The organism is Variovorax sp. NFACC27, assembly GCF_048301545.1.
Classification (GTDB): Bacteria; Pseudomonadota; Gammaproteobacteria; order Burkholderiales; family Burkholderiaceae_C; genus Variovorax; species Variovorax gossypii.
On the sequence record NZ_CP157613.1, the window covers coordinates 7,685,721 to 7,705,673 of the forward strand.

A 19,953-nucleotide genomic window follows, 5' to 3' on the forward strand; every position below is an offset into this window, starting at 1 on the left:
GGGCATGCGCATCTTCGAAATCAACCGTTCGCAGGTCAGCGAACACGCCGCACTGGCGCCGCTGACCGTGCCGGGCGCCTGCGGCGCCAGCGGCTATCTCTGGATCTCGCTCACGCGGGAGGAATTCCGCGCCTCGCTGGCCGAGGTGCAGCAGATCCTGCAGACGCTGTGCATGACGCAGCTGGTCGACCTGCACGTGGCCGACCTGCTCAACGACCAGCTGCCCTCGCACTACGACTACACCTCGCTGTACGACGTGCTGGTGTTCCGGCGGCTGGCCAATGGCCAGGGCCAGGCGGCGCTGGGCAACGGCAAGGGCAGTACCAACGAGGCGCCGCCCCCCGCTCCTGCCGCCGCGCCGCGCCAGCCCCGCAGCGGCCCGCCCGTGCTGCGCCGGGTCGACACGCGGCCGGTCGGCTTCGCGGTGTTCGACCGCGTGCTGCTGTCGGTACACCCGGAGGACGGCGCGGTGCGCGACGCCTTCGCCGCCAGGCTGCTGGCGGCCGCCTCGAGCGACGACCGCGGCGCCCCGGCGCTCGACGTGCGCGCCACCTCGGCCCGCCTGCCGACCAGCCCTTCGGACCTGATGCTGCGCGTCATCAACCAGATCGTCGACGGATATCTCGACCTGCGGCGCGAGCTCACCAAGCAGCTCGACCACTGGCAGACGGAGCTGATCGACCCGCGCAGCCGCTTCACCAATTGGGGCGCGCTGATGGAGGCGCGGCAGTCGCTGCACCACCTGGACGAGATCTGCGAGGACCAGCGCGCCGCCATGCAGGACTGGATCGACTCGCTGGAGACGCTCCCCGTGCCCAAGGGCGAGACGGAGCAGCGCGAGCGGGAGCTCATCATGATCCGCAGCCGCGACGTGCTCGAGCACATCGAGCGCGTGGTGCACCACGTGCACCGGCTGGAGCAGAACGCCGAGACCGCCGTGCAGATGCATTTCAGCGTCCAGGGCCACCGCGCCAACGACATCATGCGGGTGCTGACGGTGCTCACCGCCGTGTTCCTGCCGCTGAACCTCATCGCGGGCATCTTCGGCATGAACTTCGAGTTCATCCCGCTGGTGCACAAGGCCGACGGTTTCTGGATCGCGATGACGTCGATGCTGGTCATCGCCGTGCTGCTGGTCGTGATCTTCTGGCGCAAGCGCTACCTCGCCCGCACGCGCTGACCGCAGCAACAGCCTCCGCGCCAAAGAAAAAGGGCCACGCTTTCGCGTGGCCCTTTTGCATTTCGGCAGTCCCGGAGGACCGCTTCAATTGCTTCGATTACTTGGCAACGGCGCCCGAACCTTGCTGGGCCTGAACGCGAGCGTCCATCGGGTGGGGCATGGTCGAGATGACCTTGCTGTTCACGCGCGAACCGCTGGTCACGTTCTGGTCGGGAGCGTAGGCGGTGCGAACGGCTTCGGCTTCGACGATCGAACGGTCCTTCGACACGGCGACCGTTTCCGGGCCGCGCGAACCGCGGGTCACGTTCTGGTTGGGAGCCGATGCGGTGCGCACGGCTTCGGCGTTGACTTCGTCGCGGCTCTTGGTCGAGACGGCGGTGTTCACGCCTTGGTACGTTTCAGCTTGAGCGCCGGTAACGGCCAGCAGGGTCAGGGCAGCAGCGGCGAGGATTTGCGAGGTCTTCATATTCAGTTCTCCTAGGGAGGGTGTTCGGATGGTTCGTCCACCAGGCTTGCTGGTTGGCTTGCCTGTGCGGCGAGTTTCCGGGCGAACGGCGCTGCCGGAACACTCGGTTCAGAGACACCGTGTTTCCTCTATTGAAACAATGCCGACATCAAGGCATGCAAAGCAAAAAACCGGGCCGATTCGCACCGGCCCGGTCTTTTCGAGAGGAGAGGACTTCCGGCCTATGGCCGGGGCGCTGCCTGGAACTGCGACGGCACTTCGCTGTTGACGAAGGCGCGGCGATCCAGGTTCTGGTTCGGCGCGTGGGCCGCGGACACCGCCTCGGCACGGACCGAAGCCCGATCGCGCGAACTCGGCCGCGAAACCAGGGGCGCCGCCACGACGTCGCCGTAGACATTGCCTTCGCGCGCCGCCGCATCCGCGCCGGCCACCACGTCGGTCCGGCTGGTGACGGCCTTGAGCGGCTGCACCGGCTCGAAGCCCTGTTGCGCGCCCTGCGCCTGCGCGCCGGAGGCGGCAAGCAGCGACAGGACGGCAGCAGTAATGAGGTTCGAGGTCTTCATTTCAGTTCCTTCCAGCGGCCCGGCCGGGCTGGCGACGCTGGCGTGTAACCGAAGTGTCGCCCAAGCCGGCTAGGAAAAACCCGGGAGAATCGAACCATCGCGTTCCCAAAACGGAAACAATGGACCCATCCCCATGGACAGCCTCGATCTGATCAGAACCTTCCGGGAAGTCGCCTCGCACGGCAGCTTCTCCCAGGCAGCCAAGAGGCTGGACATGTCGAAGGCCACCGTCAGCAAGTATGTGGCCGAGCTGGAAACCCGCTTCGGCGTGCGTCTTCTCAATCGTTCCACGCGCTCCGTGAGCCTCACCGACGCCGGCCAGCTGCTGCTGGAGCGCAGCACGCCGGTGCTGGAGATGGTCGAGCTCACCCAGGCCGAGCTGCAGGAGCGCGCCAGCCAGCCCGGCGGGCGGCTGCGGATCTCGGCGCCGCACGGCATGGGCAACGGCGAGTTCCCCAACCTGCTGGCCGACTTCATGCGCTACTACCCGGACGTGAGCATCAGCCTGCAGCTGACGAACCGCACGGTCGACCTCGCGGAAGAAGGCATCGACGTCGACATCCGCAGCGGACCGGTGGAAGACGCCAACCTCATCGTGCGCAAGCTCCGGCGCATGGAAATGGTGGTCTGCGCCTCGCCCATCTACTGGAAGAAGCACGGCAAGCCCGAGCATCCGCGCGACTTGGCCGCGCACGACGCCCTCACCCACTCCCTGCTTGGCGCGCAGCCGGTATGGCGCTTCGACGACGACGGCCAGCCCCTGGACGTGCACGTCAAGAGCCGCATGGACTGCACCGAGGGCGCGCCGCTGATCCGCGTCGCGATGCGCGGATTCGGCGTGATCTACCTGCCGTCGATCCTGGTGCAGTCGCACATCGAGCATGGCGAACTGGTGCCGGTGCTGCAGGACTACACGCGCAAGGACATGTGGCTCTCGGCCGCGTACCTCCAGCGGCGGCACAACAGCGCCGCGCTGCGGGCGCTGCTCGACTTCCTGCAGACGCGCGTGGGCGAAGGCCCCGGCCTCAAGCGGAAGTAGATAGAGACAGTAGAGACAGCAAAGACAGGCGCCATGAAAAAAGCCCGGCATGCCGGGCTTTTCTTCTGCTTGCCGAGAAGCGTCAGCCGACGTGCTTCGCGAAGAACGCCAGCGTGCGCTCGCGCGCCAGCCTGGCGGCCTCGGCGTCGTACGAGCCGCGCTGGTCGCAGTTGAAGCCGTGGCCCACCGGGTACACGTGCACTTCCACTTCCGGATGCACCTTCTTGAAGGCCTCGACGGAGTCCAGCGGAATCCAGTGGTCCTGGTTGCCGAAGTGCGCGAGCACCGGCACCTTGGGCTGGCGCGCCGTTTCTTCCGGCGAGGTCATGCCGCCGCCGTAATAGGGCGCCGCCGCGGACAGGCCGGGCAGCAGCGCAGCAGCGCGCCACGTCAGCAGGCCGCCCCAGCAGTAGCCGACGATGCCCACCTTGCCGGCCTTCGAGGCATAGGCGATGGCAGCCTCGATGTCCTGCAGCACGCCCGGCGCCGGCAGCGCCTCGACCGCCGTCTTCAGGCCGAAGCCGTTCTTCATGTCGTCTTCCGAGTAGCCCAGTTCCACGCCCGGCTTGACGCGCTGGAAGGTCGACGGCGCCACGGCCAGGTAGCCTTCGGCCGCATAGCCGTCGGCCACCGAGCGGATGTGCGAGTTCACACCGAAGATTTCCTGCACCACGACGACGGCACCGCGCGGCTTGCCCGCGGGCTCGGCCACGTAGGCGGGAAAGGTGAGGCCGTCCTTGGCCTTGAGATCGATGAATTGACCCATGTGTCTTGCTCCTGAATGGCAAATAGATGAATAGATGCCGGGTTTACGGGCGCAGCGCCCGCTCGACGAAGTCGAGGCGGTCCTGCCCCCAGAAGATTTCGCCGTCGATCACGTAGCTCGGCGCGCCGAACACCTGCGTGTCGATGGCTTCCTGCGTGTAGGCCTCGTAGCGCTCCTGCACTGCCTGGCTCTGCGACTGCTCGCCGCGCTTGGGCGACAGCCCGCATTCGATCACCAGCGAGTCGAGCACCTTCGGGTCGCCGATGTTGCGCTCCTGCACCCACACGGCCTGGAACACCGCCGCGCACATGCGCATCGCGGCCTCGGTGCCGTCGTGCATGTCGACCGCGATGATGATCCGGGCCGCGTCGTCGCTGGCCACGGGAAAGAACTTCGGCTTGACGTTCAGCGGCAGGCCCAGATGGCTCGAGCAGCGCGCCAGGTCGACCAGCCGGTAGGCCTGGCGCTGCGGCGCGCGCTTGCCCAGCGGCAGCCCGCCGGACACCGGAAACACGCTGCCCATGTCGATGGGCCGCACGCGCACCGTGGCGCCGGCGGCCGCGGCAATCGCCGCAAAGCGGGAATGCCCCAGATAGGTCCACGGGCTCTGTGGCGCAAAGTAATAGTCGATCGTCTTGGTGCTCATGCGCATGCCCCCGGTGATGTAATCCAAGCCGGCCGTTTTAACTGACACGCAGTTTCTCTGCAGGAGGTAGGTTTTGGACCAGGTGCTATTGATCACGGGCGGCGGCCGCGGCATCGGCGCCGCCACCGCCCTGCTCGCGGCCAGCCGCGGCTACGCGGTGGCCGTCAACTACGCCACCAACTCGCTGGCCGCCGACGAGGTGGTGCGCACCATCCGCGACGGCGGCGGCAACGCCATGGCCGTGCAGGCCGACGTGGGCGACGAGGCGCAGGTCACGGCCATGTTCCGCAAGGTCGACGCCCGGTTCGGCCGCCTCACGGCCCTGGTCAACAACGCCGGCGTGGTCGACGTGACGGCGCGCGTCGACGAAATGAGCGTGGCACGGCTGGAGCGCATGTTCCGCATCAACGTGATCGGCAGCTTCGTCTGCGCGCGCGAGGCCGTGCGGCGCATGAGCACCCGCTACGGCGGCTCGGGCGGCGCCATCGTCAACATCTCCAGCGGCGCCGCGCGGCTGGGATCGCCGGGCCAGTACGTCGACTACGCCGCCAGCAAGGGCGCCATCGACACTTTCACCATCGGCCTGGCCAAGGAAGTGGCCGAGGAAGGCATCCGCGTCAACGCGGTGCGCCCCGGCCTGATCGACACCGAGATCCACGCCTCCGGCGGCCTGCCCGACCGCGCCTTCGAACTCGCGCCCACCGTGCCCATGAAGCGCACCGGCACCGCAGAGGAGATCGCCGGCGCCATCATGTGGCTGCTCTCGCCCGAGGCCAGCTACACCACCACCGCCCTGCTCGACGTCACCGGAGGCCGCTGACCCATGAGCACCTCGATGGACCTGATCAAGCCGCTGGTGACGCTGGTGGCCATCGTGAATCCGCTGGCCATCGTGCCCTTCTTCATCCACTACACGCAGGGCTACAGCGACGCGCAGCGCCGCCACACGGTGCGCATGTCGGCCTTCAGCGCCTTCGTGGTCATCGCCGTCAGCGCGCTGCTGGGGCTGCAGCTGCTGTCCTTCTTCGGCATTTCCATCGCGAGCTTCCAGGTCGGCGGCGGTCTGCTGCTGCTCATGAGTTCGCTGTCGATGCTCAACGCGAAGCCGGCCGAGAGCAAGACCAACGTGGAAGAGCTTCGCGCCACCGAGGTGAAAGCGTCGATGGGCGCGTCGATCGCGGTGGTGCCGCTCACCATTCCGCTGCTCACCGGGCCGGCCACCATCTCCACGGTGGTGATCTACGCCGACAAGGCGCAGCACCTGTGGGAGCTCGCGATCCTGGTCGGCTACGGCGTGGTGGTGGCGCTGGCCACCGCCCTGGCCTTCTCGCTCGCGCAGCCGATCGCGCGCGTGCTGGGCAAGACCGGCATCAACATCATGACGCGGCTGATGGGGCTGATCCTCGCCGCGCTGGCGGTCGAGGTGATGGCCGACGGGCTCGGCAAGCTGTTCCCCATACTGAACAAGCTCGGCTGAAAGGCCGGGCAGTTCAGGCCAGCATCTTCTCGATGACCTTCCAGTGCGCGGGTTCGACCGGCGTGATCGACAGCCGGTTGCCCTTGCGCAGCACCACCAGATCGGCCAGCTCGGGCTTCGCGCGCAGCTCGGGCAGCGCCAGCAGGCGCGTCTTGCGCAGCGCCTGCACGTCTACCAGCAGCCAGCGCGGATCGTCCTTCTTCGAGGCCGCGTCGTAGTAGGGCGACTTCGCGTCGAACTGCGTCGGATCGGGCTTGATGCCCGAGGCCACCCGCGCGATGCCGGCGATGCCCGGCTCCGGGCAGCTCGAGTGATAGAACAGCACGCCGTCGCCGACCTTCATGCCGTCGCGCATGAAGTTGCGTGCCTGATAGTTGCGCACGCCGGTCCACGCCACGGTGGCGTCGGGCGCGGCGAGCGCATCGTCGATCGAGACCTCGTCGGGCTCGGATTTCATCAACCAGTAATTGGGCATGGTGCCCGTTATGGTGTCACATAGTCAGACACGACGACCCATTTCCCGTCCTTGATCTGCGACAAACGGGACTGGTCGTTCCCCAGGCGCTTCGTGGCCGTGTAGCTGCTCTTCGGGCTGCCGAACATGTCGGGCTCGAAGGTCATGCTGTCCATGGCCTTGATGAAGCTGTCGGTCGTGAGGTTCGGGCCGGCCTTGGTCGCGGCCTTGATGAACGAGTCGATGATCACGTAGCCGTACACCGAGAACACGGTCGGGTCCTCGTTGAACTTGGTCTTGTACTTGTTGGCCCAGAAGCGCAGCGGCTGCGACTGTTCGTCGGTGTAGGGGTTCTGCACCGTCATGGTGGCGTAGACACCGTCCATCGCCTTGCCGCCGAGCTTGTGGATGAGGTCGGTGTAGGCCGCGCTCGAGCCCAGGAAGGTCGGGTTGAAGCCGGTCTTGCGCGCCTCGCCCACGGTGCCGATGGTCTCGCGGATGATGGTGCCGAGCACCACGAGGTCGCAATTGGCGGCCTTCATCTTCGCGACCTGCGAGCTGAAGTCGGTGGCACCGCGCTTGAACGAAGTCTTCTCGGCCAGCTCCATGCCCGCGGCCTTCAGGCCCGCCTCGGCGCCGCGCTGCACCTCCAGGCCGAACTCGTCGTCCTGGTAGATGGTGCAGACCTTCTTGGCGCCCTTGTCCTTGATCATCTTCGGCAGCGCCAGCCTGATCTGGTCGTAGTAGGTGGCCGCGAACGAATACTTCAGCCGGTTCAGCGGCTCGTACATTTCGCGCGCCGCCGTGATGGGCATGTAGTTGACGATGTTCTTGTCGAACTGCACCGGCATCGCCGCCATGTTCTGCGCCGTGCCGATGTGGCCGGCCATGATGAAGATCTTTTCCTGGTTCACCAGCTTCTGCGCCGCCAGCACGGCCTTCTTAGGGTCGTAGCCCGAGTCCTCCACGAACAGCTTGAGCTTGCGTCCGTTGAGGTTGCCCTGCTCGTTGAGTTCGTCCACGCGCAGCTGCATGCCGTTGCGCGCCTGCTTGCCGAAGCCCGCGAGCGGACCCGACAAATCCTGGATGGTGCCGATGCGGATCTCGTCCTTGGTCACGCCCTGCTGCTGCGCCGACGCGAACGTCGCGATCAGTCCCAGCACGGCCAGCGTCGTCAGTGTCTTGAGCTTCATGCGGTTGTCTCCTCGGGTTGACGAAAAAAACGAATCACCGATACATGGCTTCTATGCGCTCGGCGTACTTGGCCTGCACCAGCTTGCGCTTGAGCTTCATCGTGGGCGTGAGCTCCTCGTCCTCCGCGCTGAGCTGCGTCTCGAGCAGAAAGAACTTCTTGATCTGCTCGACGCGAGCGAACTTGGCGTTGACGCGATCGATCTCGCCCTGGATCAAATCCTGCACTTCCTTGGCGCGCGTCAGGCTCTCGTAGTTGCTGAACGGCACGTCGTTGTCCTGCGCAAACTTCTCGACGTTCTCCTGGTCGATCATGACGATCACCGTGAGGTAGGGCTTCCTGTCGCCGATGACCACGGCATCGGTGATGTAGAGGCTGAACTTGAGCTCGTTCTCCAGCTCACTCGGCGTCACGTTCTTCCCACCCGCCGTGATGATGATGTCTTTCATCCGGTCGGTGATGCGGAAATACCCGTCCTCGTCCATCACGCCCACGTCGCCGGTGTGCAGCCAGCCGTCGGCGTCGATGGTCTCCGCCGTCTTCTCCGGCAGGTTGAGGTAACCCATGAAGACATTGGGGCCGCGCACCAGGATCTCGCCGGTGGCGGGGTCGATGCGCACCTCGTTGTAGCTGGTGGCTGGCCCGATGGATCCCGGCTTGATTCGCGCGGCCGGCACGGCGGTGGAAGCACCGCACGACTCCGTCATGCCCCACACCTCCAGCATCGGCACGCCCAGCGCCAGGTACCACTTCACCAGCTCGGGCGAAATGGGCGCCGCGCCCGTCACCAGGAAGCGCGAACGGTGGATGCCGATGAGCTTGCGCGCGTTGTCCAGCGCGAGCGCGCGCGCCAGCCTGAACTTGAGCTTCAACCCCGTGCCCACGGCCTCGCCCGCCAGCACGCGGTCGGCGATCTGCCCGCCCACGCCGATGCTCCACTTGTAGGCCGCCTGCTGCAGCGGGCTCGCTTCCTTCAGCGCGATCATCACGCCCGAATAGAACTTCTCCCACACGCGCGGCACCGCGGTGAACACGGTGGGTGCGATCTCGCGCACGTTCTCGGGCACCGTCTCCGGGTTCTCGACGAAGTTGAGGATGGAGCCGGTGTACATCGCGAAGTACTCGCCGCCCATGCGCTCGGCGATGTGGCACAGCGGCAGGAAGCACATGCGCTCGTCCTTGTCGTCCTGCGCCACGAGCGTGTTGTAGCCGCGCGCGGTGTACACGAGCCCCGCATGGCTGTGCATCGCACCCTTGGGCTTGCCGGTGGTGCCCGATGTGTAGACGAGGATGGCCAGGTCTTCCGGACGGCAGGCCGCGACCGTGCGCTCCACCGTTTGCGGGTCGGCCGCCAGGCGCTCGCGGCCAAGGGCGCGCAGCGCGTCGAGGCTCATCACGCCCGCGTCGTCGAGCTCGCGCAGGCCTTCCATGTCGAACACGATCACGCGGCGCAGCCCCGGCAGGCCGGCGCGCACCTCGAGCGCCTTGTCGAGCTGTTCGTCGTCCTCCACGAAGAGCACGGTGGTGCGCGAGTCCTCGCAGAGGTAGTGCACCTGCGAAGCCGCGTCGGTCGGATAGATGCCGTTGGACACGCCGCCGCAGCTGAGCACCGCGAGGTCGGCGAGCACCCATTCGATGACGGTGTTCGACAGGATCGACGCGCACTCGCCCGGCGCGAAGCCGATGGCCTGCAGCCCCGCCGCGATCTCGCGCACCGCGTCGGCCGTCTGGTGCCAGCTCCAGCTGCGCCAGATGCCCAGTTTCTTCTGCCGCATCCAGATGTTGTCGCCGCGCTGCTTCACGGCGTTCCAGAACATGGCGGGGATGGTCTCGCCGGGCACGACGATGTCGCGCCCGGGTTCGAAGGTGTTCAGGTCCCAGAGTCCTTGCTGCATGGCTGCTACCTCCAGGTCTTCTTCTTTTTCCAGCGCCGCTCGCCGCGCACGCCGTCGTCCTTCATGCCGAGGTAGAACTCCTTGATGTCTTCCTTCTCCCTCAGGCGTTCGCAGGAGTCTTCCATCACGATGCGGCCGTTCTCCAGCACGTAGCCGTGGTCGGCCGCGTTGAGCGCCATGTTGGCGTTCTGCTCCACCAGCAGGATCGTGGTGCCGCGCTCGCGGTTGATGCGCACCACGATCTCGAAGATCTCCTTCGTCAGCTTCGGGCTCAGGCCGAGGCTGGGCTCGTCCAACAGGATCAGATGCGGCGCCGCCATGATCGCGCGCGAGATCGCCAGCATCTGCTGCTGACCGCCCGAAAGAAGCCCCGCGTCCTGCGCGGCCCGCTCGCGCAGGATCGGGAAGTAGCCGTAGACCGTCTCGATGTCGCGCGCCACGCCGTCGCGGTCCTTGCGGGTGTAGGCGCCCATCAGCAGGTTGTCCTTCACCGACAGCAGCGGGAACACCTCGCGCCCCTCGGGCACGTGGCTCAGTCCCTGCTGCACGATGAAGGCCGGGTCCTTGGCGGTGATGTCCTTGCCCTGGAACTCGATGCTGCCCTTGCGCGGGTCGATGATCCCGGAGATGGTCTTGAGAATGGTCGTCTTGCCCGCGCCGTTGGAGCCGAGCACGGTCACGATCTCGCCCTGCCTCACCCGCAGGCTCACGCCCCTGATGGCCTTGATGGGGCCGTAGGCGCTCTCGACGTTCATGAGCTGGAGGACTGCGTCGCTCATATCCGTCCTCCAACACCCAGCCAGGCCCGGCATGCGGTGCGGTGCGGTCGCCCCCTCTGTGCCGCCGAAACGCGAGCACCGCAGGGGAGCCGCGAAGCGGCCGGCATAGTGGGGGCGACCGCGCCGTACCGCATGCCGGGCGCTCCCGAAGAGGTAGCGAACGAAGCACTCATGCCGCCACCCTCCTCAGGCTGCTCACGTCGTCCACGGTCCCGAGGTAGGCCTCGATGACGCGAGGGTCGGCCTGCACCTCTCCGGGAGAACCGGTCGCCAGCACCTCGCCCTGGTTCATCGCGAGCACCCGGTCCGATACCTTGGAGACGAGCGACATGTCGTGCTCGACCATCAGCACCGACACGCCCAGCTCGTGCTGGATGTCCTGGATCCAGAAGGCCATGTCGGCCGTCTCCTCCACGTTGAGGCCGGACGAAGGCTCGTCGAGCAGCAGCAGCTTCGGCTCGGTGCACAGAGCCCGCGCCAGCTCCACCACCTTGCGAACGCCGTAGGGCAGCCCAGCCACCATCGAATCGCGATGGTGCTGAAGATCGAGCAGCTCGATCACCTGCTCCGCCTTCTCGCGCGCCGCGATCTCCGCGCGTCGCGTGGCGGGCGTGAAGAACACCTCGCTCCAGAAGCCCGTCTGCCGATGCGTGTGCCGGCCGATCAGCAGGTTGTGCAGCACCGTCGCATGCTCGAACAGCTCGATGTTCTGGAAGGTGCGCGCGATGCCCAGGGCCGCGATCGAATGCGGTGCCTGCTGCGTCAGCGCGATCGGCCCGCCCGCTTCGCCATGCCACTCGATCGTGCCCGTGGTCGGCGTGTAGATGCGGCTGATCAGGTTGAACACCGTCGTCTTGCCAGCGCCGTTCGGGCCGATGAGCGTGAACACTTCGCCGCGGCGCACGTCGAAGCTCACCTTGTTGACCGCGAGCACGCCGCCGAAGCGAACGCTCAGATCCCGTGCGGAAAGAAGGATGTCGCCGCTGCTCATCTCAGTCGGTCCGATTTGGTGAAGGACTTCTGCCGCTTGAACAGGCCCTTGCGGTAGAACGGGAAGAGTTGCAGCCAGGTGCGGATCTTCAGCCAGCGGCCGTACAGGCCCAGCGGCTCGAACAGCACGAACGCGATCAGCACCAGGCCGTACACGAGCCCCTGCAGCCCCGGCGCCTGCCCGATGGCCGCCGGCAGCCAGTCCTTGCCGATGGAAATCAGCTGCGGCATCGCGATCAGGAAGATCGCGCCCAGGAACGCTCCGTGCACCGAGCCCAGCCCGCCGATCACCACCATCAGCAGCAGGTCGATCGACTGCAGGATGCTGAACTGGTCCGGCGAGATGAAGCTCAGCTTGTGCGCATACAGCGCCCCGCCCATCCCCGCCAGCGCGGCCGAGATCGCGAACGACATCGTCTTGTAGCGCGCGAGATGGATGCCCATGCTCTGCGCCGAGATCTCCGAATCGCGGATGGCGACGAAGGCCCGCCCCGTCGGCGACCGCAGCAGGTTCAGGATGCCCAGCGTCGCGAGCACCGCCACCACGAGGCAAAGAAAGTAGAAGCCCTCGCCCGAGCCCAGCGACCAGCCGAAGAGCTGCGGCGACTTCACGTGCAGCCCGGCGTTGCCGCCCGTCATGCTCTCCCAGCGCGCGAACACTTCCTCGACGATGAAGCCGAACGACAGCGTCGCGATGCCGAGGTAGATGCCCTTCACGCGCAGCGCCGGCAACGCGACCACCACGCCGACGGCCGCCGACAACGCAGCCGCCGCAATCAACGCGATCGGAAACGGCACGCCAAGATTCGTCAGCACGCCCTGCGTGTACGCCCCCGCGCCGAGGAAGGCCGCATGCCCGATGGAGAACTGCCCCGTGAAGCCTGCCAGCAGCATCAGCCCCAGCCCGACGATGCCGTAGATCAGCACGAAGGTCAGCTGAGCGAGCCAGTACTCGTCGATGATCCACGGCGCCGCCAGCAGGAAGGCCACCAGCAGGCCGTACCAGAACACGTGCCCGCCGTGCTTGGCGAGGCGGACGTCCTGGTCGTAGCTTGTCTTGAAGATGAAGCGCATACGAGACTTACACCTTCTTGCGCAGCTTTTCGCCGAACAGGCCGTTCGGCTTGATCATCAACATCAGCAGCACCACGATGTACGGCGCCGTGTCCTTGAACCCGTCGGGCAGGTAGAAGCCCGCGAACGATTCGACGATGCCGATCACCAGCCCGCCGACGATCGCCCCCGGCAGGCTGCCGAAGCCGCCCACCACAGCAGCCGGAAAGGCCTTGAGCCCGATGAAGCCCATGTTGGCGTGCACGAAGGTGATGGGCGCGAGCAGCATGCCCGCGATGGCCGCCACCGCTGCCGCGAGGCCCCACACCAGCCCGTTGAGCCGCTTCACCGGAATGCCCATGTAGTAGGCCGCGAGCTGGTTCTGCGACGAGGCTTGCATCGCGATGCCCAGCTTGCTGTAGCGGAACATCGCGAACAGCAGGCCGCACAGGATGGCCGTGGCCACGATGATGACGAACTGCTCCAGGTTCACGACAAGCTCGCCCAGCTTCCAGATCTGGTCCTTGTAGGGCACGGCCAGCGTGTGCGTGTCGGTGCCTATGCCCGGCACCATGGTGACGAGCCCGCGCGCCACGTAGGCGATGCCGATGGTCAGCATCACGATGGAGAACTGCGGCTGCCCGAGGATGGGCCGGATCACCACCAGTTCCAGCAGCACGCCGAAGGCCGCCATCGCCACCACCGCGAGGATGGCCGCGAACCAGAACGGCATGCCGAACAGCGACATGCCCGCGAACGCGCCGAAAGCCCCGAGCATCATCAGGTCGCCCTGCGCGAAGCTCACCGTCTCTGTGGCCTTGTAGATGAGCACGAAGCCCAGCGCGATCAGGCCGTAGATGCAACCTTGCGCGATGCCCGACAGCAGGAGTTGGAGGATCTGCATGGGCGCCCTCTGCCGCGATTACTGCCGGAAGCCGCCGGCCGCGTCATGCAGCGCGAGGCGGCGCGAACCGGCCACGATGTCGCTGGGCTTGAGGCCGTAGACCTGCCGGATCGAATGGCTGAAGTGCGTCGAGTCGGGATAGCCGGTGTCGAGCGCGATGTCGGTCAGCGTGCAGCTCTGGCGCACGTAGCGCAGCAGGCTGCGCGCGCGCTTCCAGGCCCTGAAGGCGCGGAAGGCCATGCCGGTCTCCTGCTTGAACAGGTGCAGGAAGCGCGAGAACGACAGGTGCACCGAGGCCGCGCACTCCTCGGCCGACATCGGCGCGGCGGGGTCGGCGTTGATGGCCTCGGCCACCTTGCGGATGCGCGGGTCGAGCGCGCGCGGCGCGAGCGCTTCGCCGAAGAACGTCGCGTCGAAGTCGAAGCCCTCGAAGTCCGTGCCGCGCGCCGAAGCCGCGAGCAGATGTGCATGGGCATCGCGCACGCGTTGCACGAAGGCCGGCGCGTCGACCGGGCCGCAGTGCTGCAGGAACGCCGGCATGCGCGCGGGGTCGACCGATTCAGATTCGATGATCAGGCTGAGGATCAGCGGGTGCGCGCTCTCGACCTGGTGCGGCACATGCGGCGGCACGACGATGAGCTCACCGCTTTGCCACGCACCGCCACCGATGCGGATGCGGATAGGCGGCGCGCCGGCGGGCGACACGCACACGCCGTGTCCGCCCATCGTGCGCTCGGCGGCGGCACCGAGCAGGCCGGCGTAGAACACGCGATGCGGCGTGAGCCACATCAGGCGTTCCCCTTGCCTCTCGGCGCCGCGGCCGGGCGGCGTCGTCCTCGTTCGCTGCATGGTGTTTGTCTCCTGCATCGGTGGACTGCCACTGCGTGGTGGCGTCTTTGTTGGCTGGATCGTAGCGGCGGGCGCCGCCCGGGCGGTATCGATTTGCGCGGGGACTTTCCCTAGGCTCTGGCGAAGGCCCGGCGCAGCTCGGCGGCGCACAGCGCGACCGCCGCGTTGGCCTCGTCGAGCACCTTGCCCATGGGCACGAAGCCGTGGATCTGCCGCTCGAAGCACACGTAGACGGCGCTGTTGCCGGCGGCGGTGAGCGCCTCGGCATACGCGGCGCCTTCGTCGCGCAGCGGGTCGTAGCCGGCGGTGAGCACCAGCGCCGGCGGCAGCTTCGAAAGATCCGGATGCAGCAGCGGCGAGGCGCGCCAGTCGAGGTCGTGTTTCGGGTCGGTGATGTAGTGGTCGTGGAAGTAGCGGATGGTGTCCGCCGTCAGCAGATAGCCCTGCCCGTTGGCCTGGTGCGATGCGTGGCCGCGCCGCATGTCGGTGGCCGGGTAGATCAGCAGCTGGTAGACGATGGGCAGGTCGCCCGCATCGCGCGCCGCGATCGACACCACCGCCGCGAGGTTGCCGCCCGCGCTGTCGCCGCCCACGGCCAGGCGGTTCGCATCGAGCCCCAGCGCGGCGGCCTCGCGGCGCACCCAGCGGGTGGCGGCCAGCACGTCGTCGACGGCGGCGGGAAAGCGGTGCTCCGGGCCCATGCGGTAGTCGACCGCGACCACCGCGCAGCCCGCGCCGTTGGCCAGTTCGCGGCACAGCACGTCGTGCGTGTCGAGGTCGCCGATGACCCAGCCGCCGCCGTGGTAGTAAACGAGCACAGGCAGCGGGCCCACGCCGGAGCCTGCCGGCCGGTACAGGCGCACCGGGATGGTGCCGTGCGGCCCGTCGGCGGCGAGGTCGCGCACCTCGGCCACTTCGGGCGGCAGCGGCTGCGTGGCGGTGCGGCGCTCGCGGTAGAAGGCCCGCGCGTCGGCGGGCGACAGGGTGTGCGTCGGCGGAATGCCGCGCGCCTCGATGAAGTCCAGCAGGGCGCGCGCCTGGGGATGCAGCATGGTGTCTCCGGTGGATCGTTGCGAGCTTCCAGTGTGGAAGGCAACGGGGCCGCGCGGTATCCGCACGCACCCGCACCCGACCGGGCCCGGCAAGCCTAGGGTGAATCGACATTCAAACGCGGCCACGTTTGAATGTCGATTCACCCCAGCACCATGCCTGCGCCCTTGCGGCGCGGCTTGCGGAAACTGGCTATGCGCCCATCAAGCCTTGCGGGGCTTCACGCGCGAGGCGGCTTCCTTGGCCAGCTTGCGGGCGGTCTCGGTGTCGGCGGCGTGCACCAGCGCCACGCCCATGCGGCGCTTGGTGAAGCTCTCGGGCTTGCCGAACAGGCGCACTTCGCTACCGGGCACCTGCAGCGCCTCGGCCACGCCGTCGAAGGCGATGCCGGTGGCGTCAACGCCGCCGTAGATCACCGCGCTGGCGCCCGGGCTCTTGAGCGAGGTGTCGACCGGCAGGCCGAGGATGGCGCGCGCATGCAGCTCGAACTCGTTCTGCCACTGCGTGGCCATGGTGACCATGCCGGTGTCGTGCGGGCGCGGGCTGACTTCGCTGAACCAGACCTCGTCGCCCTTCACGAAGAGCTCGACGCCGAAGAGGCCCTGGCCGCCCAGGTCGGCCGTGACGGCCTGCGCGATCTGCTGCGCCTTGGCCAGCGCGGCGGGCGCCATGGGGTGCGGCTGCCAGCTTTCCACGTAGTCGCCGCTCACCTGCACGTGGCCGATGGGGTCGCAGAACTGGGTCTGCACGGAGCCGCTCGCGTCCTTGGCACGCACGGTCAGCAGGGTGATCTCGTAGTCGAAGTCGATGAAGCCTTCGACGATCACGCGGCCATGACTGACCCGCCCACCGGCCATGGCGTAGTCCCAGGCCTTCTGCACGTCGGCGGGGCCGTCGATCTTGCTCTGGCCCTTGCCGGAGCTGCTCATGACGGGCTTCACGATGCAGGGGTAACCAATGCCCCCGTCGATCGCCGCCTGCAGCTCGGCCAGCGAGTCGCAGAACTTGTAGGGGCTGGTCGGCACGCCCAGCGTCTCGGCGGCCAGGCGGCGGATGCCCTCGCGGTCCATGGTCAGGCGGGCGGCGCGAGCCGTGGGGATCACGCGCACGGTGCCGGCTTCTTCCAGCTCCTGCAGCATGGGCGTGGCGATGGCCTCGATCTCGGGCACCACCAGCGCGGGCTTCTCGGCCTCGATCAGCGCCTTCAGCTGCGCCGGGTCGCTCATGGTGATGGTGCGGGCATGGTGCGCCACCTGCTGGCCGGGGGCGTTCTCGTAGCGGTCGACGGCGATGGTCTCGACGCCGAGGCGCTGCAGGGCGATCAGCACCTCCTTGCCGAGTTCGCCGGAGCCCAGGAGCATCACGCGGGTTGCGGAGGGGGAAAGGGGGGTGCCGAGGGTGGTCATGGTCGGAAGTCGAAAAGAGCGGAAAAAAGCAACCGCAGCACTGTAAGCCACCGGCGGCCGGCGGTGTCGCACACGGCAACGGCCGGGCCGCGGGGCTGCTTCACAATCGATGTCCTGCCGCGGCGCCAGCCGCGCTCCCCCATTCTTTTTTCGCTTTCTCAAGGAGTTCTCTCATGGCTATCCAGACTGTAGGCATCATCGGCGCCGGAACGATGGGCAACGGCATCGCGCAGGCCTGCGCGGTGGCCGGCGTGAAGGTGGTGATGGTCGACATCGCCCAGGCAGCGGTCGACAAGGGCCTGGCCACGGTGTCGGGCAGCCTCGATCGCCTGATCAAGAAGGAAAAGCTCACGGCCGAGCAGAAGACCGCCGCGCTGGCGCTCATCAAGGGCTCGACGAACTACGAAGACCTGAAGAGCGCCCAGCTGGTCATCGAGGCGGCCACCGAGAACCACGCGCTCAAGCTCAAGATCCTGAAGCAGGTCGACGACATGCTGGCGCCCGAGGTCATCATCGCGTCGAACACCTCGTCGATCTCGATCACCCAGCTGGCCGCGGCCACCTCGCGCGCCGACCGCTTCATCGGCATGCACTTCTTCAATCCGGTGCCGATGATGGCGCTGGTGGAGCTGATTCGCGGCTACCTCACGAGCGACGCCACGCACGACACGGTGAAGGAACTGGCCGAGCGCCTGGGCAAGTCGCCGATCACCGTGAAGAACGCCCCGGGCTTCGTGGTCAACCGCATCCTGGTGCCGATGATCAACGAGGCCTTCTTCGTGCTGTCCGAGGGCATCGCCACGGCGGAAGACATCGACGCCGGCATGAAGCTGGGCTGCAACCAGCCCATCGGCCCGCTGGCGCTGGCCGACATGATCGGCCTGGACGTGTGCCTGGCCGTGATGGAGGTCTACCTCGAGCAGTTCGGCGACTCCAAGTACCGCCCCTGCCCGCTCCTGAAGGAAATGGTCGCCGCCGGCCAGCTGGGCCGCAAGACGGGCCGCGGCGTCTACACCTACTGAGCCGCGCAGCCATAACAACAACACGGAGACAAGACCGATGACTGCGACCCCCACCACCCCACCGGCAGAAGGCTGCATCGACACCCAGGTGCTCGACCACGTGCTGCTGATCGGCATCAACCGCCCCGCCAAGCGCAACGGCTGGACGCCGCCGATGTTCAAACAGCTGGCCGAGGCCTACACCCGGCTCGACGACGATCCGAACCTGCGCGTGGGCGTGCTGCATGCCTTCGGCGACCACTTCACGGCGGGCCTCGACCTGCCGGCGGTCACCGAATACATGAAGCGCGGCGAGAAGGCGATTCCCGCCGGGCTGGTGGAGCCGCACGACTTCGGCCTGCCCGACTACCGCCGCCGCACCAAGCCGATGGTGGTGGCCGTCAAGGGCATCTGCTTCACCGTAGGCATCGAGCTGATGCTGGGCGCCGACATCGTGGTGGCGGCCGACAACTGCCGCTTCTCGCAGATGGAAGTGCAGCGCGGCATCATGGCCACGGGCGGCGCCACGCTGCGCATGGCCGAGCGCGCGGGCGTGGGCAACGCGATGCTGCACCTGCTCACGGCCGACGAGTTCGACAGCGCCGAGGCCTACCGCCTCAACTTCGTTCAGAAGGTGGTGCCCGCCGGCCAGGAGCTCGACGCGGCGCTGGCCATCGCGCAGCGCATCGCCGCGCAGGCTCCGCTGGCGGTGGTGGCCACGCGGCTGAACGTGATCAAGGCCGTGGAGCAGGGGCCGCTGGCCGCGGTGTCGGAATTCATCGAGACGCAGAAGCGCCTGTCGAACAGCGAGGACGCCGCCGAGGGCGTGCGCTCCTTCATCGAACGCCGTCCGGCGCGCTTCAGCGGTCGCTGACCGCTTCTTCCACCAAGAACAACGAGCCGACGAACATGCCTCTTTTCATCCGCACGGCGCTCGCCGCCGCATTCACCCTGCTCGCCGTGAACACCACTTCCGCACAGACGCCCACGCCTCCCGCGCTGCCCGACCCCGCGGCCACTTCGGTCGACGCCATGGGCTGGATGAAGGGCTTCCCGCCCCCGCCCGACAAGCTCATCACCTTCGACAACCCGGCCGGCGGCGTGTTTCCGCGCACGCGCTGGAGCTTCTCGCACGTGCGCGAGACGGTGCCCACGGCCAACGTGTGGCGCGGCGCCGGCGCGGCCAGCCCGCTGCCTTCGGGCACTTCGCCGGTGCAGATCGAAGCCGTGACGTTCAAACCGCTGGGCAGCGACCAGACGCTGAACTTCGCCCAGATGATCTCGGGCACCTACACCGACGGCATCCTGGTGATGCACCGAGGCAAGGTGGTCTACGAGAAGTACTTCGGCGCGCTCACGCCCGAGCGCCCGCACATCGCGATGTCGGTCACCAAGTCCTTCGTGGGAACGCTGGCGGCCATCCTTGCGGACGAGGGCAAGCTCGACCCTGCGGCGCCCGTCACCAAGTACATCCCCGAGCTCAAGGACAGCGCCTACGGCGACGCCACGGTGCGCCAGGTGATGGACATGACCATCGGCGTGCGCTATTCGGAAAACTATGCCGATCCCAAGGCCGAGATCTGGGACTACGCCCGCGCCGGCGGCATGCTCACGCAGGGTGCGAACTACACCGGCCCGAAGTCGTTCTACGAATTCCTCGTCACGCTGAAGAAGGAAGGCGAGCACGGCGAAGGCTTCGCCTACAAGACCGTCAACGCCGAAGTGCTGGCCTGGATCGTGCGCCGCGCCAGCAACCAGTCGCTGGCCGACCTGCTGAGCGAGAAGATCTGGCGCCGCATCGGCGCCGAACAGGATGCCTACTTCATGGTCGACCGCATCGGCACCGAGTCGGGCGGCGGCGGCCTGAACACCGTGCTGCGCGACCTCGCCCGCTTCGGCGAGACCATGCGCAACGGCGGGCGTGCCTCCAACGGGCAGCAGGCCATTCCGAAGGCGGTGGTGGAAGACATCCAGCGCGGCGGCGACCCGGCCAAGTTCGTGAAGGCCGGCTACCCGCTGCTCAAGGGCTGGTCGTACCGCGACATGTGGTGGGTGTCGCACAACCCGCACGGTGCATACATGGCGCGCGGCATCCACGGCCAGAGCATCTACGTGGACCCGAAGGCCGAGATGGTGATCGTGCGCTACGCGGCGCACCCGGTGGCGGCCAACGGCGCGAACGATCCGCTCACGCTGCCGGCCTTCCAGGCGATGGCAGAAGCGCTGATGCGCCCCTGACCGAG

21 protein-coding genes are annotated in these 19,953 nt (G+C 67.3%); 7 read left to right on the forward strand and 14 right to left on the reverse strand.

The features are described 5' to 3' along the window. Window positions 1-4 precede the first annotated feature (4 nt). Window positions 5-1,180 (forward strand): magnesium transporter CorA family protein, encoded by a 1,176-nt coding sequence (locus tag ABL840_RS36060; protein WP_093307284.1) that lies wholly within the window; start codon window positions 5-7, stop codon window positions 1,178-1,180. Between the two features lie 97 nt (window positions 1,181-1,277). Here ABL840_RS36060 and ABL840_RS36065 read toward each other — a convergent pair whose 3' ends face one another. Continuing rightward, complete coding sequence (locus ABL840_RS36065; protein WP_093307285.1) at window positions 1,278-1,646, reverse strand: DUF4148 domain-containing protein; 369 nt, start codon at window positions 1,644-1,646, stop codon at window positions 1,278-1,280. A 221-nt stretch (window positions 1,647-1,867) separates the two neighbouring features. Next, window positions 1,868-2,209: an alpha/beta hydrolase gene (locus ABL840_RS36070; protein ID WP_093307286.1), complete on the reverse strand. Its 342-nt coding sequence runs from the start codon at window positions 2,207-2,209 to the stop codon at window positions 1,868-1,870. 133 nt (window positions 2,210-2,342) lie between these two features. Between ABL840_RS36070 and ABL840_RS36075 the strand changes: the two genes are divergently transcribed. Beyond that, a complete protein-coding gene (locus ABL840_RS36075) occupies window positions 2,343-3,248 on the forward strand; it encodes a LysR family transcriptional regulator (RefSeq protein ID WP_093208489.1) in 906 nt (301 codons plus the stop codon). 82 nt (window positions 3,249-3,330) lie between these two features. Here ABL840_RS36075 and ABL840_RS36080 read toward each other — a convergent pair whose 3' ends face one another. After that, window positions 3,331-4,014 carry a dienelactone hydrolase family protein gene (locus tag ABL840_RS36080; protein ID WP_093307287.1) on the reverse strand — a complete coding sequence of 228 codons (684 nt, stop codon included), beginning with the start codon at window positions 4,012-4,014 and terminating at the stop codon, window positions 3,331-3,333. Between the two features lie 43 nt (window positions 4,015-4,057). Continuing rightward, the gene (locus tag ABL840_RS36085) at window positions 4,058-4,660 is read right to left on the reverse strand and encodes a 2-hydroxychromene-2-carboxylate isomerase (RefSeq protein ID WP_093307362.1); all 603 of its coding nucleotides are present in this window, start codon (window positions 4,658-4,660) and stop codon (window positions 4,058-4,060) included. A gap of 73 nt (window positions 4,661-4,733) precedes the next feature. On the opposite strand from ABL840_RS36085, the gene ABL840_RS36090 reads away from it, so the two are divergent. Continuing rightward, a complete protein-coding gene (locus ABL840_RS36090; RefSeq protein WP_093208484.1) occupies window positions 4,734-5,480 on the forward strand; it encodes an SDR family oxidoreductase in 747 nt (248 codons plus the stop codon). Window positions 5,481-5,483: 3 nt separating this feature from the next. Continuing rightward, window positions 5,484-6,137 carry a MarC family protein gene (locus tag ABL840_RS36095; RefSeq protein ID WP_019657800.1) on the forward strand — a complete coding sequence of 218 codons (654 nt, stop codon included), beginning with the start codon at window positions 5,484-5,486 and terminating at the stop codon, window positions 6,135-6,137. Between the two features lie 13 nt (window positions 6,138-6,150). On the opposite strand, the gene ABL840_RS36100 is transcribed toward ABL840_RS36095, so the two are convergent. The 10 genes from ABL840_RS36100 to purT all read right to left on the reverse strand — a co-directional run bounded on the left by ABL840_RS36100 (window position 6,151) and on the right by purT (window position 16,709). Further along, on the reverse strand, window positions 6,151-6,612 hold the full coding sequence (locus tag ABL840_RS36100; RefSeq protein ID WP_093208482.1) for an EVE domain-containing protein: 462 nt from the start codon (window positions 6,610-6,612) through the stop codon (window positions 6,151-6,153). An 8-nt stretch (window positions 6,613-6,620) separates the two neighbouring features. Then, window positions 6,621-7,784: an ABC transporter substrate-binding protein gene (locus tag ABL840_RS36105; RefSeq protein ID WP_093208479.1), complete on the reverse strand. Its 1,164-nt coding sequence runs from the start codon at window positions 7,782-7,784 to the stop codon at window positions 6,621-6,623. Window positions 7,785-7,818: 34 nt separating this feature from the next. Next, complete coding sequence (locus tag ABL840_RS36110; RefSeq protein WP_093307288.1) at window positions 7,819-9,678, reverse strand: AMP-dependent synthetase/ligase; 1,860 nt, start codon at window positions 9,676-9,678, stop codon at window positions 7,819-7,821. A gap of 5 nt (window positions 9,679-9,683) precedes the next feature. Beyond that, a complete protein-coding gene (locus tag ABL840_RS36115) occupies window positions 9,684-10,457 on the reverse strand; it encodes an ABC transporter ATP-binding protein (RefSeq protein WP_093307289.1) in 774 nt (257 codons plus the stop codon). A gap of 169 nt (window positions 10,458-10,626) precedes the next feature. Next, complete coding sequence (locus ABL840_RS36120) at window positions 10,627-11,448, reverse strand: ABC transporter ATP-binding protein (RefSeq protein ID WP_093208473.1); 822 nt, start codon at window positions 11,446-11,448, stop codon at window positions 10,627-10,629. Beyond that, on the reverse strand, window positions 11,445-12,521 hold the full coding sequence (locus ABL840_RS36125; RefSeq protein WP_093307290.1) for a branched-chain amino acid ABC transporter permease: 1,077 nt from the start codon (window positions 12,519-12,521) through the stop codon (window positions 11,445-11,447). Before ABL840_RS36125 ends, ABL840_RS36120 begins: the two co-directional genes overlap by 4 nt. A 7-nt stretch (window positions 12,522-12,528) precedes the next feature. After that, the gene (locus tag ABL840_RS36130; RefSeq protein WP_093307291.1) at window positions 12,529-13,404 is read right to left on the reverse strand and encodes a branched-chain amino acid ABC transporter permease; all 876 of its coding nucleotides are present in this window, start codon (window positions 13,402-13,404) and stop codon (window positions 12,529-12,531) included. A gap of 18 nt (window positions 13,405-13,422) precedes the next feature. Beyond that, window positions 13,423-14,253, reverse strand: a complete 831-nt coding sequence (locus ABL840_RS36135; RefSeq protein WP_093208465.1) for a helix-turn-helix domain-containing protein — start codon at window positions 14,251-14,253, stop codon at window positions 13,423-13,425. A gap of 110 nt (window positions 14,254-14,363) precedes the next feature. After that, window positions 14,364-15,305 carry an alpha/beta hydrolase gene (locus ABL840_RS36140; RefSeq protein ID WP_093307292.1) on the reverse strand — a complete coding sequence of 314 codons (942 nt, stop codon included), beginning with the start codon at window positions 15,303-15,305 and terminating at the stop codon, window positions 14,364-14,366. Window positions 15,306-15,506: 201 nt separating this feature from the next. Then, window positions 15,507-16,709 (reverse strand): formate-dependent phosphoribosylglycinamide formyltransferase, encoded by a 1,203-nt coding sequence (gene purT, locus ABL840_RS36145; RefSeq protein ID WP_093307293.1) that lies wholly within the window; start codon window positions 16,707-16,709, stop codon window positions 15,507-15,509. Between the two features lie 173 nt (window positions 16,710-16,882). Between purT and ABL840_RS36150 the strand changes: the two genes are divergently transcribed. The 3 genes from ABL840_RS36150 to ABL840_RS36160 are packed head-to-tail and all read left to right on the forward strand — an operon-like array spanning window position 16,883 to window position 19,948. Continuing rightward, window positions 16,883-17,731: a 3-hydroxybutyryl-CoA dehydrogenase gene (locus ABL840_RS36150; protein WP_093208457.1), complete on the forward strand. Its 849-nt coding sequence runs from the start codon at window positions 16,883-16,885 to the stop codon at window positions 17,729-17,731. A gap of 37 nt (window positions 17,732-17,768) precedes the next feature. Then, window positions 17,769-18,584, forward strand: coding sequence for a crotonase/enoyl-CoA hydratase family protein (locus ABL840_RS36155; protein ID WP_093208455.1), 816 nt, complete (start codon window positions 17,769-17,771; stop codon window positions 18,582-18,584). A 35-nt stretch (window positions 18,585-18,619) separates the two neighbouring features. After that, the gene (locus ABL840_RS36160) at window positions 18,620-19,948 is read left to right on the forward strand and encodes a serine hydrolase domain-containing protein (RefSeq protein WP_093307294.1); all 1,329 of its coding nucleotides are present in this window, start codon (window positions 18,620-18,622) and stop codon (window positions 19,946-19,948) included. The last annotated feature ends 5 nt before the right edge of the window (window positions 19,949-19,953 follow it).